Below are 15,132 nucleotides of genomic sequence, written 5' to 3' on the forward strand. Positions count from 1 at the left end.
GCTGCCGATGTCCAGCGGTCGTTCCGCTGCGGGTGAACCTGCGCTGAGGCAAGGGGTGCTGCCGATGTCCAGCGGTGGTTCGGTTGCGGGTGGACCAGCCTCTGAGACAAGGCGTGCCACCGTTGTCCAGTGGTCGTTCGGCTGCGGCGAACCAACCGCGAGACAAGACGCACTGCCGATGTCCAGCGGTCGTTGGGCTGCGGGTGAACCGGCCTGAGGCAAGGGGCGCTGCCGTTGTCCACTCGAAGGTGTAGCGCGGCGTAGCCGGGGTGCGGCATGCTCGTTGGCGTCTGTGGCCGCGCGGATGCACATGCACACAGTCGTGCGGCTGCGGGATCGGCGGCGGGCCCGCGCGGGGTGTCGGGCAGGCAGGCCGCCGTCTCGGACAGGGAGGGGAGGCTGGTGTCAAGACCACCAGCCTCCCGCTCCCGCTACGACCGGCGCCGCTGCCGGAACTGCTGGACGAACTCCCCGACGAACGCCGCCGCGAGGAGGGGGCCGACCACCGGGAGGACACCGGGGGCGACCACGCAGTACAGCACCAGGATGCCCGCCAGCAGGCCGGACATCACCAGCATCGTCCCGACGAAGTGCCTGGTGGGCGACGGCTGTCGGGTCGCCGAGGCCATCCGGCGCAACCAGGCCTTGGCGGCGGCCCGACGGGTGGCGTCCGGGGAGGCGGTGGGGGTGGGGTAGGGCCGCGTGGCGAGCACCACGACTATCTCGTGGGTGGTGCGGGTCGCGCGGGCGTCGGACTCGGTTGTGGTCTGCGATCCGCAGTGCACCTGCAGGATCACCACTTGTTGTTCCATTGTGTTTCCATTTCGTGAAATGGCGTGGGGCGAGCGGGAATGCCCCTCCCGCTCTCGCGACTAATCGCGCCCACTGTTGTGCCGGGCAGCGCGACAAAACCAACCAGGGAGGACAACAACACCGCGGCACGGGCTGCGGCGGGCACCAGAACCGAATCTGGGGGCCAGGTTGCGGGACCGGTTGGAGAATCGCCGAGCGCTTCCCTTGGCGCTCAGCGTACCGGCCGGGAACCTCGGGAAAAGGGCCGCAGCTTCACCCGATAAGGTGGACTCTTGAGCGATAAACCCCGACAAAACGTGGACACCGCGCACGAGATGACCACCCGAAAGAGTGAGCAACGCGGAACCACCGGAAAACGTCGAGTGGTGCGTCGGCGGACTTGTCCCGAACGAAAATCAGGCGCCGCGTGGGATGTGCACCGGGCCGAGGCGCAGGATCTCGCGGAATTCCTTGGCCGGCAACGGTTTCGACAGCAACCAGCCCTGGTAGGCGTCCACGCCCACCCCGCGTAGCACGTGGAACTGGGTGGCGTTCTCCACGCCCTCGGCGACGCAACTGCGGCCCATCGCGCGGGCCATGTCGACCAGGGCGCGGGCCACGGCGAAGTCCGAGGCGTCGGTGGCCACCCCGGAGACGAACCGGCGGTCGATCTTGATGATCTGCGCGGGCAGCTCCTTGAGCCGCGCCAGCGACGAGTACCCGGTGCCGAAGTCGTCCACCGCGAACCGGACGCCGCGCTCCACCAGCTCGGCCATCGCCTCGCGGCTGCGGGACGGGAGGTCGATCAGGCTGGTCTCCACCAGTTCCAGCACCACCCGGTCCCACGCGATCCCGGTGGCGGCGACCGTGGCCGACACGACGTCGACGAACTCCGGGTCGCCCGGCACCAGACCGGACAGGTTGACCGCGATGCCGACCCCGCCGCCGAGGACGCCCCCGCACAACTGCGGCCACTCCGCCGCCTCGGTGAACGCCGCGCGCAGCACCCACCGGTCCAGCTCGCCGAGCAGGTCGCCCTGTTCGGCCACCGGGAGGAAGTCGCCCGGGTTGAGCAGGCCGCGTTCCGGGTGCGGCCACCGCACCAGCGCCTCGGCCGAGAGCACCGTGCCGTCCGGGCCGACCACCGGCTGGTAGTGCAGCACCAACTGGTCGTGCGTGATGGCCTCGCGCAACTGGCCTTCCAGCAGCATCTGGCTGTTGGCCGACGCGATCAGCGTGTCCGACGCGATGGAGACCCGGCCGGTGCCGCGGGCCTTCGCGGCGAACATGGCCGCGTCCGCGTAGCGCAGCAGGTCGGCACCGCTGGTCTCCGGGCCGCTCGGCACGGCGGCGCCGATGCACGCCGACACCCGCAACAACTGGTCGCGAACCGGGACCGCGGTGCGCAGCAGACCGGCCGCCAGGTTGGCCAGCGCCTCGACGCCGCCCGCCTCTTCCACATCGGAGCAGATGATCACGTACTCGTCGCCGGACATCCGGGCCACCGTGCAACTGGGCGGCAGGCCGCGCTCCAACCGGCGGGCCAGCGCGGTGATCAACTCATCGCCGACGTCGTGGCCCAGCGAGTCGTTGACCCGCTTGAAGTTGTCCACATCGCAGAACAGCAGCGCGATCCGCTCGTAGTCGCGGCCGCCGAGCAGCTTGCCGAGCAACTCCTTGACCGCGGCACGGCCGGGCAGCCCGGTCAGCTCGTCATGAGTCGCCTGGTAACGCAGGCGTTCAGCCGCCCGGCGGCGGTCGGTGACGTCGGCGAACACCACCAGCCAGAACCGCTGACCGTCGTCGGCGACCGACACGGTCGCGTTCAGCTCGCAGTACACGGGTTTCCCGGTCGCGGTCACCAGGACCCGCTGCCCGCTGTGGAAGGAGTGCGCTTCCCGGCCGCGGCGCGCCTCCCGGTCGTCCGGGTGGGTCAGTTGCTCGGCCGTCATCCCGCGCAACCGCTCCAGGTCCTGGCCGAGCAGTGAGCACAGCGCGTCGTTCGCGTCGACCAGCCGTTCCGCGTCGTCGAACAGCGCGATGCCGACCGGGGTGATCGCCACCAGGTCGGTGAACCGCTTGCTGGAGCGCTGCATCCGGGTCTCGGTGGACCGCTGCTCGGTGACGTCCTGCGCGGTGCCGATCATCACGCCGTGGTCGTTGTCCGCGCCCGCCGCCTCGCCGCGCACCCGGAACACCCGGCGCTTGCCGTCCGGCCGGATGACCCGGTGCTCGCACTCGACCGGTCGCCGGGTGCTCGCCAACTCCTGCCACCGCTGGTCGACCCAACCGCGGTCGTCCGGGTGGACCAGGTGCAGGTAGTCGCCGTAGGTGATCCGCACACCCGGCTCGATGCCGAACAGCTCGTAGAGCATGGACGACCAGAGGCAGTCGCCGGTCGTCGTGTTCCACTCCCAGGTGCCCAGCCGCGCCACCCGCTGCGCCTCGCGGAACAACCGGCCGTCCTGGCTCAGTTGCCGTTCCAGCGCGCGGAACCGGGTGAAGTCCTGCACCGTCCCGTGCACCCGCACGACCCGGCCGTCCGACTCGAACTCCGGCCGGGCGCGCACCAGGTACGCGCGTTCCCCGCTGTCGTCGCGGACTTCCAGCTCCAGCGGCTGCGACGTGCGCCGGGACCGCAGCGCGGCCTGGAAGTCGTCGAGCACCGGCCCGTCGTCCGGGTGCACCAGCGCGATCAGGTCGGCCAGCGTGGCGTGTCCCGGCAGCCCGCACAACCGGCGCAGCCCCTGCGACAGGTACGCCTGGCCGGTGGCCACGTCGAGGGTCCAACTGCCCATCCGGGCGATGAGTTGCGCCTCCCGCAGCAGCGCGCGCTCCGCCGACGGGTCGTCGGTGGACTCGACGACTCCGCCGGGTGGCGCCGGGTCGGGCGCGAGCACCCGACCGGCGTCAACGTCGAAACCGCCGGGCGGCAGCCCGACCCGGGGTAGTCCGGCGCGCACGACATGCTCGGCCACGGCGCGATCCCTCCACCCTCGAGTAGGCGGGTGGGGCACCGCTGCCGAGCATCCCGCCGGCTCTCAGGCTACCCCGTCCACCCGCGCGGCCCGTGCGACAGCCGCCGCGACCTCGGGGGCGACCCTCGGGTCCAGCGCGCTCGGCACGATCTTGTCCGGCCCGAGGTCGTCGGCGGCGACCGCGGCGATGGCGTCGGCGGCGGCCAACTTCATCGCCTCGGTGATCCGCACCGCGCCCGCGTCCAGCGCGCCGCGGAAGATGCCGGGGAAGGCCAGCACGTTGTTGATCTGGTTCGGGAAGTCGCTGCGGCCGGTGGCGACGATCGCGGCGTGCCGGGCGGCGACCTCCGGGTGGATCTCCGGGTCCGGGTTCGACAGCGCGAACACGATGGACTCGTCGGCCATGGTGGCCACCAGTTCCTCGGGGACGGTGCCCGCGGACAGGCCGACGAACACGTCCGCCCCGCGCAGCGCCTCGGCCTGCCCGCCGCGCAACCCGGACGCGTTGGTGACCTCGGCCAGTTCCGCCTTGACCGGGTTCAGGTGGTCGCGACCGGAGTGGATGATGCCGCGCGAGTCCAGCAGCGTCACCTCGCCCGCGCCCGCCGCGATCAGGATCTTCGCGCAGGCCACCCCGGCCGCGCCCGCGCCCGCGATGACCACCCGCTGGTTCGCGATGTCCTTGGCCAGCACGGTGTTCGCGCCGCGCAGCGCGGCCAGCAGCACGATCGCCGTACCGTGCTGGTCGTCGTGCATCACCGGGCAGTCCAGCGCCTCGATCAGCCGCCGCTCCAGTTCGAAGCAGCGCGGCGCCGACACGTCCTCCAGGTTGACCGCGCCGAAGCTGGGGCGCAGCCGCACCAGCGTCTCCACGATCTCGTCCACGTCGGTCGTGTCCAGCACCAGCGGGATCGAGTCCAGCCCGCCGAAGGTCTTGAACAGCGCGGCCTTGCCCTCCATGACCGGCAGGGACGCGCTGGCGCCGATGTCGCCGAGGCCGAGCACGGCGGTGCCGTCGGACACGACCGCGACCAGCCGCGAGGCCCACGTGTACTTGGCGGCCAGGGCGGAGTCCTCGGCGATCGCGCGGCTCACCTTCGCCACGCCCGGGGTGTAGGCGATCGAGAGCGACCGCGGGTCCGCCAGCGGTTTCGTCACCGCGATGCCGAGCTTGCCGCCCTCGTGCGCGGCGAAGATCTCCTCGTCGGTGACGGGAGACGTGGTCCTCTCGTTCACGGCGGTCATGCGTCCTCCTGAGATCTCGCTCGAGTGCTCGACGCAGGGCAGGCGCGGAGCGGGGACACGCGGGCGCGCGCCGACCACCGGGGTGGGGGGCGCCCGCGGACGTTCGACAGCGGGTCGGACTGCGGGTCGGACACTGAGTCGGACTGAACGGGTCGGACACGGGGTCTGGCACGCGGTCTGGCCTGGCCACGACCGAGCGACCCGAGGGTGTGGGGCGCACGACAGTGTGGCGCTTCGGTGGGCACAGTGTGCCGGCCATCGGGGGCGCTGTCTGCGGTGGGGATCACATCGTGGACGGTCTTTTTCCGCAGGTCAGAGCCGGTTTCCCAAGACGTCCGTCCGGTTTTCTAGGACCGTGCTAGCGCCGGCTAACGTTTTCGCTGCGTAACCAACAAAGTGAGTACGGCTCAGACCTGACCGGGGTAGCCGCGCCGGGGCGGCACCGCGGACACCTACCCTGCTAGCCATGCAGGCACGAGAACTGCGCGTCCCCGACGCTGTCGAGTTCACCCCACGCACCTTCCCCGACGCCCGCGGCGTGTTCGTCTCCCCGTTCCAGGGCGAGGCCTTCACCAAGGCCGTCGGGCACCCGCTGCCGGTGGCGCAGACCAACCACAGCCGCTCCCGCAAGGGCTCCATCCGCGGCCTGCACTTCGCCGACGTGCCGCCCGGTCAGGCCAAGTACGTGTACTGCCCGCAGGGTGCCCTGCTCGACTACGTCGTCGACATCCGGGTCGGCTCGCCGACGTTCGGCCAGTGGGACGTGGTGCGCCTCGACCCGGTCGACTTCCGCGCCGTCTACGTCCCCGAGGGCGTCGGGCACGGGTTCGTCGCGCTGGAGGAGGACACGGTGATCTCGTACCTGTGCTCCACCGGCTACAACCCGTCCGCCGAACGCGGCATCAACCCGCTCGACCCCGACCTGGCGCTGCCGTGGGCGTCTGAGCTGGCACCCCTCATGTCGGACAAGGACACCGCCGCGCCCACCCTCGCCGAGGCCGAGGCCGCCGGAATCCTGCCCAGTTACGCCGATTGCCAGGCCCGCTACGCCGCGTTGCGCGCGCAGAGCTCCTAGAGCCGCCGCGGGTTCGGCCACAACCGCCACCGGACAACCGCTTCGACGTTGGCGGGCCCCAACTCCCGGGAGTCCGTCGACCCGAACCGGTTGTCCCCCTCCACGTGCCACCCGCCGCCGTCCGGCCGCACCGCGCGCTTCACCGACAGTTGCCCCGGCCGGTGCCCCCACGTCACCAACACGACATCCCCCGGCCGCGGCGCCCGACCGAAGACGACCACGATGTCGCCGTCCTTCAGGGTGGGCGCCATCGACGGCCCCCGCACCCGCACCCTGCGCACCCCGATCACCTCCCGCCTGCCACCCCATCATGCCGGGAGTAGGGTCGGTCCCGTCGGAGCATCCTGCCCATGGAGGAACAATGCGACTGCTGTCGCGCTTGCTCGCCCCACGCCTGGAGGCCACCGCCCACTGCGACCTCCCCTGCGGCGTTTACGACCCCGCCCAGGCCCGCATCGAGGCCGAGTCGGTCAAGGCAGTCCAGCAGAAATACCAGGACAACGAGGACCCCGAGTTCCGCACCAGGGCCATCCTCATCGCCGAACAGCGCAGCGAACTGGTCAAGCACCACCTGTGGGTCCTGTGGACCGACTACTTCAAGCCCCCGCACTTCGAGAAGTACCCCCACCTGCACGACCTGTTCAACCGCGCCACCAAGGCCGCCGGCGCGTCCGGCACCAAGGGCTCGATGGACCCGGCCACCGGCCAGGCCCTCCTCGACCTGATCGCCGAGATCGACACGATCTTCTGGGAAACCAAGAAGGCCTGAGCCACCGCGCTCTGGCGGCGCCCGCCGGTGGACTCCGATTCCGCCGGTTGGCGCCGTTCGGCGTTCCTGGGGTCGTCTATTTGGGTTTGTACCACCGGCCACAGGTGGGGAGCGCAGGGTGGCGGTGGGTGCTTAGATCGTTGGTATGACTGTTTACCTGCTGCGCCACGGGGCCACTGAGTGGTCGGAGTCCGGCAGGCACACCGGGCGCACCGATGTTCCGTTGACGGCTGAGGGGGAGCGGGCCGCGGAGCGGGTTGGGGTGTTGTTGCCTGCGGGGCTCAGGGTGATCACCAGTCCTCGGCAGCGGGCTCGGCGGACGGCGGAGTTGGCGGGGTTGCGTGTGGACGAGGTGAGTGAGGCTCTCGCGGAGTGGGATTACGGGGATTACGAGGGGCTAACCACGCCGGAGATTCGGGAGCGGGTGCCGGGGTGGACCGTGTGGACCCATCCCTGTCCGAACGGTGAGACGGCGGACGAGGTGACCGAGCGGGCGCGGGAGCTCAAAGACCAGGTCAAGGACGAGGACGTGGTCTTGGTCGGGCACGGGCATTTCAGCCGGGTCTTCACCGCCGTGTGGATTGGGCAGGACGCGCGGTTCGGTGTCCACTTCAGACAAGATCCGGCCCGGGTCACCGTGCTCGACGACGAGCGCGGGGTGCCGCAGGTGGCCGAGTTGAACACAGGAGGAGCCGTTGTCCGTCCGTCGCGCCACTGAGTCCGATGTGGACGCCATTGTCCGGTTGGTGTACGAGCTGGCCGACTACGAACGGGCGTTGCCCGAGTGCCACCTGACCGCCGAGCAACTACTCGCGGCGTTGTTCGGCGACAGCCCCAAGCTGTTCGCACATGTGGCCGAAGTGGACGGTCAAGTAGTCGGATGTGCGTTGTGGTTCTTGAACTTCTCCACGTGGCGCGGGACGCACGGGATCTACCTGGAGGACTTGGTCGTGCGGCCGACCGCGCGTGGGCAGGGATTGGGTAAGGCGTTGCTGACCGAGCTGGCGCGGGAGTGCGTGCGCAACGGGTACCACCGGTTGGAGTGGTCGGTGCTCGACTGGAACGAGCCCGCGATCGGGTTCTACAAGTCCCTCGGCGCGGTCCCGCTGGACGAGTGGACCGTGTACCGGTTGACCGACGACGCGCTCACAGCTCTCGGTACATGACGTGGATCGGCACGGGACCCGACTCCGCGTGCCGGAACGCGCCGGGGATGGTGGCGACCACCTCGAAGCCGAGGGACTTCCACAGCGCCACCGCCCCGGTGTTGGTGGACACGACGGCGTTGAACTGCATCCCCGTGTAACCGCGTGCTCGCGCGTGGTCGAGTACCGCGACAGCCAGCCCGCGTCCGATGCCCTGACCCGCGCGTGAGGGGTCGACCATGAAGCCCGCGTTGGCGATGTGGTCGCCCAGCCCCGGCTGGTTGGGCTTGAGCAGCGCGGTGCCGACCACGTCGGCACCGTCGAGCACGACGAAGACCTCGCCGGACTCGGGCATCCAGGCACGGCGCGCGGTGTCGTAATCCGTCGCCGGGTCCCACATGTAGGTCGCGCCGGTGGACACGACGCGGTGCCACAGCGGCCAGATCGAGTCCCAGTCGTCGGCGGTGGCCAGGCGGGTGATCATTCCTCGCCCTGCGCCCAGCGGTTGGTGGTGGCGTGGAACAGCAGGACCAGGACCACCACGCAGAGCACCGCCACCGGTACTCCGTATGCGGGGCGGCCGGATGGACCAATCGCGTACCAGGCGACGCCGAGCAGCAGCAGTTGCAGCGCGATCGACGGGCCGCGGGCGCCGCGCTTGCCGAGGACGAGGCCCGCGCCGCAGCCGATGACCCCGGCCGCGAGCACCGCGAAGTACGCCGCCTCGCCGAACACGTTCACCCCCAGCTCCGACGCCCCCGACAAGCCCCGGACCAGCAGCAACACCATGAACACCACGGCGGTGAGGCCCTGCAGGCAGACCAGCGCCCCGGCGGCGACGACGGTGCGCGGGGCGGCGGGGGACAGTCGCACGGTGGCCTTCCGGGGGTCGGTGGGCGCGCACGATGACCCTGCGTGCACGGAACCGATGGTATGCCACCCGGACGGCCGGTCGTCTGCCGCGAGCGGGCCGGGCAAGATCGGCGGTGTCAACTCCTCGCGGATCGACGGGACAGACGGTCGTCTGGGTGCACCTGCCGAACCCGGGGTAAACGCGGCGAAAGGAGCCGGTCCTCGGGCAGGATGTGGTGACTCTCACGACCCGGAACCCCCGTGCACCTCGCTTACGCTCGGGTGATGCGCGCTGTCCTCGTGGTGAACCCGCAAGCGACCGCCACCACCCCGGCCGGTCGGGACGTGCTGGCGCACGCCCTGGCGAGCCAGGTGAAGCTGGAGGTCGTCGAGACCGACTACCGGGGCCACGCCCTCGCCGCGGCCGCCAGGGCCGCCGAGGACGGGGTCGACCTCGTCGTCGCGCACGGTGGTGACGGAACGGTCAACGAGGTCGTCAACGGTCTGCTGGCGCGCGGGCCATCCGGCGCGACGCCGATGCTGGGCGTGGTGCCCGGCGGGTCGGCGAACGTGTTCGCCCGCGCCCTCGGCCTGCCCAGACATCCGGTCGAGGCGACGCACGTGCTGCTGCGGGCGATCGAGCAGGGCCGCAGTCGCCGGGTCGGGCTGGGGCTGGTCGACCCGGACGGCGAGCGGCGGTGGTTCACCTTCAACGCGGGCGTCGGCTGGGACGCGGACGTGGTGGCCGATGTGGACCGCAAACGCGGCAAGCGCACCGGGCCGTCGCTGTACGCGCGGGTCGCGCTCGCCCGCTACGCCCGGCCGAGGCGCGAACGTCCGGATCTGACGGTGGAGCTGCCGGGGGAAGATCCGATCACCGGACTGCGGCTGGCGATCGTGTCCAACACCGATCCGTGGACCTACATGGGCGCGCGGCCGATCCACCTCAACCCCGGCTGCGGCTTCGAGACCGGTCTCGGCTTCTTCGCGCTGCGCACCCTGCGGGCGACGGTGGTGCTGCGGCACCTGCGACAAGCCTTGAGCGCCAAGGGAATCCGGCGCGGCAAGCACCTGGTGCGGCGCGACGACGCGGCCAGGGTGGTGGTGAGCGCGCCGACGCCGGTGCGGGTGCAGTGCGACGGCGACCTGATCGGCGAGCGCACCAGGGTGGAGTTCGTGTCGGTGCCGTCGGCGCTGGCCGTCGCAGTGGTCTAGACCACAATTCCGCACGCACGCACCGGTGATCACCTCGCCCGATCGGGCGTGGACACCGTTCACCGGAGTACGAAGTGATCCGGGAACGTCGTGATCAAATCGTTGCTCTCCGCACCCGCAGGCCGCTGACCTGTCACTTTCGGGTGAGTTCACTCACCGGGCGGAGATGAACCCTTGACATCTCACGCGTTCGTGAAAGCATTCACAAGCACCCCGACGACCGGATCACGACTAGAGGCGCGCCCACACACGCGCCCGAGCGAGGAGCAAGTAGAAATGGACTGGCGCCACCGCGCGGCCTGCCGTGACGAGGACCCCGAGCTGTTCTTCCCGGTGGGAACCAGCGGTCCTGCGATCCTGCAGGTCTCCGAGGCGAAGGCCGTTTGCCACCGCTGCCCCGTCGCTGCCAACTGCCTGTCATGGGCGCTCGAGAGCGGCCAGGACGCTGGCGTTTGGGGCGGTATGAGTGAGGACGAGCGTCGCGCGCTGAAGCGCCGCAACGCCCGTACCAGGGCCCGGAGCAACGCCTGATTGCCTAGAACGATGGGGAACGCCCCCTGTCCGCTGTAGACCGCGGACAGGGGGCGTTCTCTGTTTCCGGGGTCGCGCCATGCCGCCGGACGGCAAGCCCTCCGAACCTTCGCTGCGACGACCGGTGAATTCCGAGCGGTGAGCGGTCGAATGTATAACGCCGGACTATATGTGTTCGATGTATGGCGGCGGGTGATTGCTTCGCCGAATGAGTTGGTCGGCCGGGGAATTGCCGGGGATTCACCCCGGGCGTCCGGGTTGGCACATTTCGTCAAAGCGCGGTGGTGGGTTGGGGACTAGCGGCGGTGCGAGAGGGGGACGCGCAGGACCGCCTCGGTGCCCGCCTCGTCGCGGCGGCGCAGGGACAGCGTGCCGCGCAGCTCCGACTCGACGAGGGTGCGCACGATCTGCAGGCCGAGGCCGTTGGTGCGCTCCAGGGAGAAGCCGGGCGGCAGGCCGCGGCCGTCGTCGGCGACCAGGACGTCGAGCCAGCGGGCCGAGCGGGTGGCCGAGACGACCACGGAGCCGGAGCTGCCCGGCGGGAACGCGTGCTCGACGGCGTTCTGGATGAGCTCGGTCAGGACCATCACCAGCGGCGTCGCCGTCTCGGCCGCCACCACGCCGAACTGGCCGTCCTTGCGCACCTGCACGTGGCTCTCCGCGACCGCGACGTCCCCGACCACCGGGATCACCTTGTCCACCAAGGCGTCCAGGTCCACCCGTTCGTCTACGGACGTGGACAGCGTCTCGTGCACCATGGCGATCGCGGACACCCGGCGCACCGACTCGGCCAGCGCCTCCTTGGCCTCCGGGCTGCTGGTCCGCCGGGACTGCAGGCGCAGCAGCGCGGCCACCGTCTGCAGGTTGTTCTTCACCCGGTGGTGGATCTCCCGGATGGTCGCGTCCTTGGACAGCAGCGCCCGGTCCCGGCGGCGCACCTCGGTGACGTCCCGGCACAGCACCAGCGCCCCCGCCGCCTTGCCCCCCGGCCGCAGCGGCAACGCGCGGAACAGCACGGCGGCGCCACGCCGGGACTCGGCCTCGGTGCGCATCCCCGGCTGCCCCTCCAACGCGGCCACGATCCGCTGCGCCACCTCGGTCGCGTCGAACGGGTCGCCGATCAGCGTGCGGGTCAACGGGGCGAGCCGAACTCCGACCAGGTCGGACGCGTGCCCCATCCGGTGGTACGCCGACAACGCGTTCGGGCTGGCGAAGACCACGGCGCCCGCGGTGTCCAGGCGCAGCAGACCGTCACCGACCCGCGGACTGGTGTGCACGTCCGGTGACGGCTCGGTGGTGGGGAACGTGCCGTCGGCGACCATCTGGCACAGGTCACCCGCGATACCGAGGTAGGCGATCTCCAACGCGCTCGGCACCCGCGGCACCGCCAGGTTCGTCTCCCGCGACAACACGGCGACGACCTCACCACCGAACGTCACCGGGATCGCCTCGCGGCGCACCGGCACCCCCAGGTACCAGCGCGGGTCCTCCTCACGGCAGATCCGCCGCTCCGCGATGGCCCGCCGCAACTGCGGGTGGTCCATCGCGGTGGTGTGGCTGGCGACCACGTCCTCCGGGTGCGCCGTCGGCCCCGTCGTCGGCCGCGCCTGCGCCACGCAGATGTACCGCCGCTGCACCCCCGACGGCAACGGCGTCCCGTCGGCCGCGGTCTCCGGCACCCACAACAGGAAGTCGGCGAAGGACAGGTCGGAGAGCAACTGCCACTCCGCGACCACGGTCTGCAGGTGGTCAACCGCCCCACCGGACAACCCCGTGTGCTCGGCCAGCAGATCGGAGAGCGTCGACACCGGGCGCACGCTACTCGACCCGCGCCCCACCGCCGCCCCCGAGAACCCGGACGTGGCAAAATCAGCCGCTCAAGCCCACGCTCAACCCAGGAGGCACCATGTCGAAGCGCGCCCGCAAGCGTCGCGACCGCAAGAGGGGTGGCGCGAACCACGGCAAGCGCCCCAACGCCTGAGCGGACCGCACACGCGTCGAAGGCCCCGGCACCCCTGACAGGGACCGGGGCCTTTCCACACCCCGCCCCCGTCTTCCCGATTGGGTCGGGTAACCCTCCAACCCACCGTTTGACCTGCGGGTCCTGTGCGACGGACCGCCGATCCACACGACATGCGTCACTCACCGGCCGCCGCCGGTGCTTGTTTCCCACCCGCCGGCACAAACCCACCCCCGGGCGGCCCCCACCCTTCCCGGGGGGCGGCCCCGGTGCCAGTCTACCGGCTGGGCAAGATCGACAGGGGTTGGTGTTGTTGGCTGTGGGCAACCGGGAAGGTTGTGGACAACTCAAGCCTGCCTACATCCGACGACGGCGAACGGAACCGGTCGGCCGGCGTAAGCCGAACTCGGAGACGGCCCAGGGATCGCCGTGAGCCGAACTCGGAGACCGCCCGAGGACCAGCGTGAACCGAACCTGGAGACCGCCCGGCGACCAGCATGAACCGAACCCGAACCCGAACCCGAAGACGAACCCGAACCAGGGACCAGGGACCAGGGACCAGGGACCAGGGACCAGGGACCAGGGACCAGGGACCAGGGACCAGGGACCAGGGACCAGGGACCAGCGTGAACCGAACTCGAAGGCGGGCCAAGGACAAGCATGAGCCGAACTGAAGGCCGCCCGGCGACCAGCGTGGACCGAGGTCGGAGACGGACCAGCGTGAGAGCCGAGGTCGGAGACGGGGCAGCAGACCAGCGTGAGGCGGGCTCGAAGGCGGGTCACCGGTGCGGCCAAGTACCGGAACGTCGAAGGCCCCGGCACCTGGGCGGGTACCGGGGCCTTCGCGCGATCGGGGTCGGGCGACCGGGCTCAGTCGTCGCCGCGGCCGATCGTGGGTTCGGCGACGCGGGTGATGGCGGTGATCTGGGTGACCTCGGTGACCTGGACGCCGCCGTGTTCGATGACGGTGCGGCGGATGGAGGCGCGGACCCGTTCGCGGAACTCCTCGGTGGCCAGGTCGCCGCCGCACTTGCGGGCGAGCAGGACCTTGAGGTTCTCCTGCAGGCCGTACTGCTCCAGGCAGGGGCTGCACTCGTCGAGGTGGCGCTGCAGGGTTTCCCGGCGGACCGAGTCGCATTCGCTGTCGAGGAACTGCCAGACCTCGGCGAGCACGTCCCCGCAGTGGGTCTCGTGGTGGTTGCCGCAGCTCACGCCCCGCTCACCTCCCGGACGAACCCGCGCTCGCGGGCGACATCGGCGAGCAGGTCGCGCAATTGGCGCCTGCCCCGGTGCAACCGGGACATCACGGTCCCGATCGGCGTCCCCATGATCTCCGCGATCTCCTTGTAGGCGAAACCCTCGACGTCGGCCAGGTACACCGCGAGCCGGAACTCCTCGGGGAGCTGCTGCAGCGCCTGCTTCACGTCGTCGTCGGGCAGCAGGTCCATCGCCTCGGTCTCGGCCGAGCGCAACCCGGTGGGGCTGTGGTTCTCCGCCTTCGCCAACTGCCAGTCGGTGATCTCTTCGGTCGGCGCCTGCACCGGCTGCCGCTGCCGCTTGCGGTACCCGTTGATGTAGGTGTTGGTGAGGATCCGGTAGAGCCACGCCTTCAGGTTCGTCCCCGCCGAGAACGACGCGAACGCGGCGAACGCCTTGAGGTAGGTCTCCTGGACCAGGTCCTCGGCGTCGGCGGGGTTGCGGGTCATCCGCAGCGCGGCGGAGTACAACTGGTCGAGCAGCGGCATGGCGTCGCGCTCGAACCGGTCGGCGCGCATCGCGGCGGACTCCGGCTCGGTGGATGGCATGAACTCGGCGTCGGTGCGGGGCACCGGGCTCCTTTCGGGTGCGCGCACACCCGTGTTCAGGTGCGCGTACGGCACCACCGAGCTTACGCGGCCATCCCCGGGGCGGCTCCGGTCCTGCCGCCTGGGCCTCGACACACGCTCTGTCAGCACACCCGGCACAACACCGACCGCGCGCCCGGCATTCCCCACCCCCTAGGCTGCGCGTCGTGGCAGGTCAGGGAACCCCGGCAACCGCGCTGCTGGCGAAGCGCAAGATCACGCACCAGGTCCACTCGTACGAGCACGACCCGCGCGAGTCCTACGGCCTGGAGGCCGCCGCCGCCCTCGGCGTCGAGCCCGCCCGGGTCTTCAAGACCCTGCTGGCCGAGGTCGACGGCACCCTCACCGTCGGCATCGTCCCCGTCGACACCCAACTCGACCTCAAGGCCCTGGCGGCGGCCGTCGGCGGGAAGAAGGCGCGGATGGCCGACGTCACCGTCGCCGAGCGCACCACCGGTTACGTGGCGGGCGGCATCTCCCCACTCGGTCAACGCAAACGCTTGCGCACCGTGCTGGACACCTCCGCCACCACGTTCCCCACCCTGTTCTGCTCCGGCGGCCGACGCGGCCTGGAGATCGAACTCACCGGCACCGACCTCGCCACCCTCACCGACGCCAAGATCGCCGACATCGCCACCCGCTAGCCCAACTCCCGCCGAGGCCCCCACCCCACCTGCCCCGCCAGACCCCGGACCGCCCCGCCACCAGCGCCCCCACCACCAGCGA

The 15,132-nt window shown here is 70.8% G+C and carries 17 protein-coding genes; 8 read left to right on the forward strand and 9 right to left on the reverse strand.

Annotation, left to right across the window (positions count from 1 at the left end; translation table 11 throughout):
• Positions 1-431 precede the first annotated feature (431 nt).
• The 3 genes from H504_RS0121515 to H504_RS0121525 all read right to left on the reverse strand — a co-directional run bounded on the left by H504_RS0121515 (position 432) and on the right by H504_RS0121525 (position 5,015).
• On the reverse strand, positions 432-812 hold the full coding sequence (locus tag H504_RS0121515) for a hypothetical protein (RefSeq protein WP_026424460.1): 381 nt from the start codon (positions 810-812) through the stop codon (positions 432-434).
• A gap of 396 nt (positions 813-1,208) precedes the next feature.
• Positions 1,209-3,770, reverse strand: a complete 2,562-nt coding sequence (locus H504_RS0121520; RefSeq protein ID WP_026424461.1) for a sensor domain-containing protein — start codon at positions 3,768-3,770, stop codon at positions 1,209-1,211.
• Positions 3,771-3,833: 63 nt separating this feature from the next.
• Positions 3,834-5,015, reverse strand: coding sequence for an NAD(P)-dependent malic enzyme (locus tag H504_RS0121525; protein WP_026424462.1), 1,182 nt, complete (start codon positions 5,013-5,015; stop codon positions 3,834-3,836).
• Positions 5,016-5,481: 466 nt separating this feature from the next.
• Between H504_RS0121525 and H504_RS0121535 the strand changes: the two genes are divergently transcribed.
• Positions 5,482-6,090: a dTDP-4-dehydrorhamnose 3,5-epimerase family protein gene (locus tag H504_RS0121535; RefSeq protein WP_026424463.1), complete on the forward strand. Its 609-nt coding sequence runs from the start codon at positions 5,482-5,484 to the stop codon at positions 6,088-6,090.
• Here H504_RS0121535 and H504_RS0121540 read toward each other — a convergent pair.
• Complete coding sequence (locus tag H504_RS0121540; protein WP_026424464.1) at positions 6,087-6,371, reverse strand: S26 family signal peptidase; 285 nt, start codon at positions 6,369-6,371, stop codon at positions 6,087-6,089. The genes H504_RS0121535 and H504_RS0121540 overlap by 4 nt on opposite strands.
• Positions 6,372-6,451: 80 nt before the next feature.
• Here H504_RS0121540 and sodN point away from each other — a divergent pair, with 80 nt between their 5' ends.
• The 3 genes from sodN (at position 6,452) to H504_RS0121555 (ending at position 8,025) form a co-directional block, all read left to right on the forward strand.
• Entirely contained in the window at positions 6,452-6,859 is a 408-nt protein-coding gene (sodN, locus tag H504_RS0121545) for a superoxide dismutase, Ni (RefSeq protein WP_026424465.1), read from the forward strand.
• Positions 6,860-7,004: 145 nt separating this feature from the next.
• Entirely contained in the window at positions 7,005-7,577 is a 573-nt protein-coding gene (locus H504_RS36265) for a histidine phosphatase family protein (RefSeq protein ID WP_035305246.1), read from the forward strand.
• The gene (locus H504_RS0121555) at positions 7,555-8,025 is read left to right on the forward strand and encodes a GNAT family N-acetyltransferase (protein WP_026424466.1); all 471 of its coding nucleotides are present in this window, start codon (positions 7,555-7,557) and stop codon (positions 8,023-8,025) included. Before H504_RS36265 ends, H504_RS0121555 begins: the two co-directional genes overlap by 23 nt.
• Here the strand turns inward: H504_RS0121555 and H504_RS0121560 are convergent.
• Together H504_RS0121560 and H504_RS0121565 are read right to left on the reverse strand one after the other, a co-directional pair.
• A complete protein-coding gene (locus tag H504_RS0121560; RefSeq protein ID WP_026424467.1) occupies positions 8,006-8,488 on the reverse strand; it encodes a GNAT family N-acetyltransferase in 483 nt (160 codons plus the stop codon). The genes H504_RS0121555 and H504_RS0121560 overlap by 20 nt on opposite strands.
• Positions 8,485-8,925, reverse strand: coding sequence for a hypothetical protein (locus H504_RS0121565; RefSeq protein WP_245614402.1), 441 nt, complete (start codon positions 8,923-8,925; stop codon positions 8,485-8,487). The genes H504_RS0121560 and H504_RS0121565 overlap by 4 nt, the downstream gene beginning before the upstream one ends.
• A 216-nt stretch (positions 8,926-9,141) precedes the next feature.
• Here H504_RS0121565 and H504_RS0121570 point away from each other — a divergent pair, with 216 nt between their 5' ends.
• Together H504_RS0121570 and H504_RS0121575 are read left to right on the forward strand one after the other, a co-directional pair.
• Complete coding sequence (locus H504_RS0121570) at positions 9,142-10,071, forward strand: diacylglycerol/lipid kinase family protein (RefSeq protein ID WP_026424469.1); 930 nt, start codon at positions 9,142-9,144, stop codon at positions 10,069-10,071.
• 276 nt (positions 10,072-10,347) lie between these two features.
• Positions 10,348-10,602: a WhiB family transcriptional regulator gene (locus H504_RS0121575; protein WP_018682293.1), complete on the forward strand. Its 255-nt coding sequence runs from the start codon at positions 10,348-10,350 to the stop codon at positions 10,600-10,602.
• A gap of 296 nt (positions 10,603-10,898) precedes the next feature.
• Here the strand turns inward: H504_RS0121575 and H504_RS0121580 are convergent, their stop codons facing one another.
• On the reverse strand, positions 10,899-12,410 hold the full coding sequence (locus tag H504_RS0121580; RefSeq protein ID WP_026424470.1) for a sensor histidine kinase: 1,512 nt from the start codon (positions 12,408-12,410) through the stop codon (positions 10,899-10,901).
• Positions 12,411-12,508: 98 nt separating this feature from the next.
• On the opposite strand from H504_RS0121580, the gene H504_RS44100 reads away from it, so the two are divergent.
• The gene (locus H504_RS44100; protein WP_104061284.1) at positions 12,509-12,583 is read left to right on the forward strand and encodes a 50S ribosomal protein bL37; all 75 of its coding nucleotides are present in this window, start codon (positions 12,509-12,511) and stop codon (positions 12,581-12,583) included.
• A gap of 849 nt (positions 12,584-13,432) precedes the next feature.
• Here H504_RS44100 and rsrA read toward each other — a convergent pair.
• Both rsrA and H504_RS0121590 read right to left on the reverse strand, forming a co-directional pair.
• Positions 13,433-13,774: a mycothiol system anti-sigma-R factor gene (gene rsrA / locus H504_RS36270; protein ID WP_051386106.1), complete on the reverse strand. Its 342-nt coding sequence runs from the start codon at positions 13,772-13,774 to the stop codon at positions 13,433-13,435.
• Entirely contained in the window at positions 13,771-14,367 is a 597-nt protein-coding gene (locus H504_RS0121590; protein ID WP_026424471.1) for a sigma-70 family RNA polymerase sigma factor, read from the reverse strand. Before H504_RS0121590 ends, rsrA begins: the two co-directional genes overlap by 4 nt.
• A 206-nt stretch (positions 14,368-14,573) precedes the next feature.
• On the opposite strand from H504_RS0121590, the gene ybaK reads away from it, so the two are divergent.
• On the forward strand, positions 14,574-15,050 hold the full coding sequence (gene ybaK / locus H504_RS0121595; protein ID WP_026424472.1) for a Cys-tRNA(Pro) deacylase: 477 nt from the start codon (positions 14,574-14,576) through the stop codon (positions 15,048-15,050).
• Positions 15,051-15,132 lie beyond the last annotated feature (82 nt).

The organism is Actinokineospora inagensis DSM 44258, assembly GCF_000482865.1.
Classification (GTDB): Bacteria; Actinomycetota; Actinomycetes; order Mycobacteriales; family Pseudonocardiaceae; genus Actinokineospora; species Actinokineospora inagensis.

Bases quoted from the DNA above. Each gene is read 5' to 3' on its own strand.
- H504_RS0121560 (WP_026424467.1), bottom strand. From the start codon at position 8,488: ATGATCACCCGCCTGGCCACCGCCGACGACTGGGACTCGATCTGGCCG.
- H504_RS0121515 (WP_026424460.1), bottom strand. From the start codon at position 812: ATGGAACAACAAGTGGTGATCCTGCAGGTGCACTGCGGATCGCAGACC.
- H504_RS0121535 (WP_026424463.1), top strand. From the start codon at position 5,482: ATGCAGGCACGAGAACTGCGCGTCCCCGACGCTGTCGAGTTCACCCCA.
- H504_RS0121590 (WP_026424471.1), bottom strand. From the start codon at position 14,367: ATGCCATCCACCGAGCCGGAGTCCGCCGCGATGCGCGCCGACCGGTTC.
- H504_RS0121570 (WP_026424469.1), top strand. From the start codon at position 9,142: ATGCGCGCTGTCCTCGTGGTGAACCCGCAAGCGACCGCCACCACCCCG.
- H504_RS0121575 (WP_018682293.1), top strand. From the start codon at position 10,348: ATGGACTGGCGCCACCGCGCGGCCTGCCGTGACGAGGACCCCGAGCTG.
- sodN (WP_026424465.1), top strand. From the start codon at position 6,452: ATGCGACTGCTGTCGCGCTTGCTCGCCCCACGCCTGGAGGCCACCGCC.
- H504_RS0121525 (WP_026424462.1), bottom strand. From the start codon at position 5,015: ATGACCGCCGTGAACGAGAGGACCACGTCTCCCGTCACCGACGAGGAG.
- H504_RS36265 (WP_035305246.1), top strand. From the start codon at position 7,005: ATGACTGTTTACCTGCTGCGCCACGGGGCCACTGAGTGGTCGGAGTCC.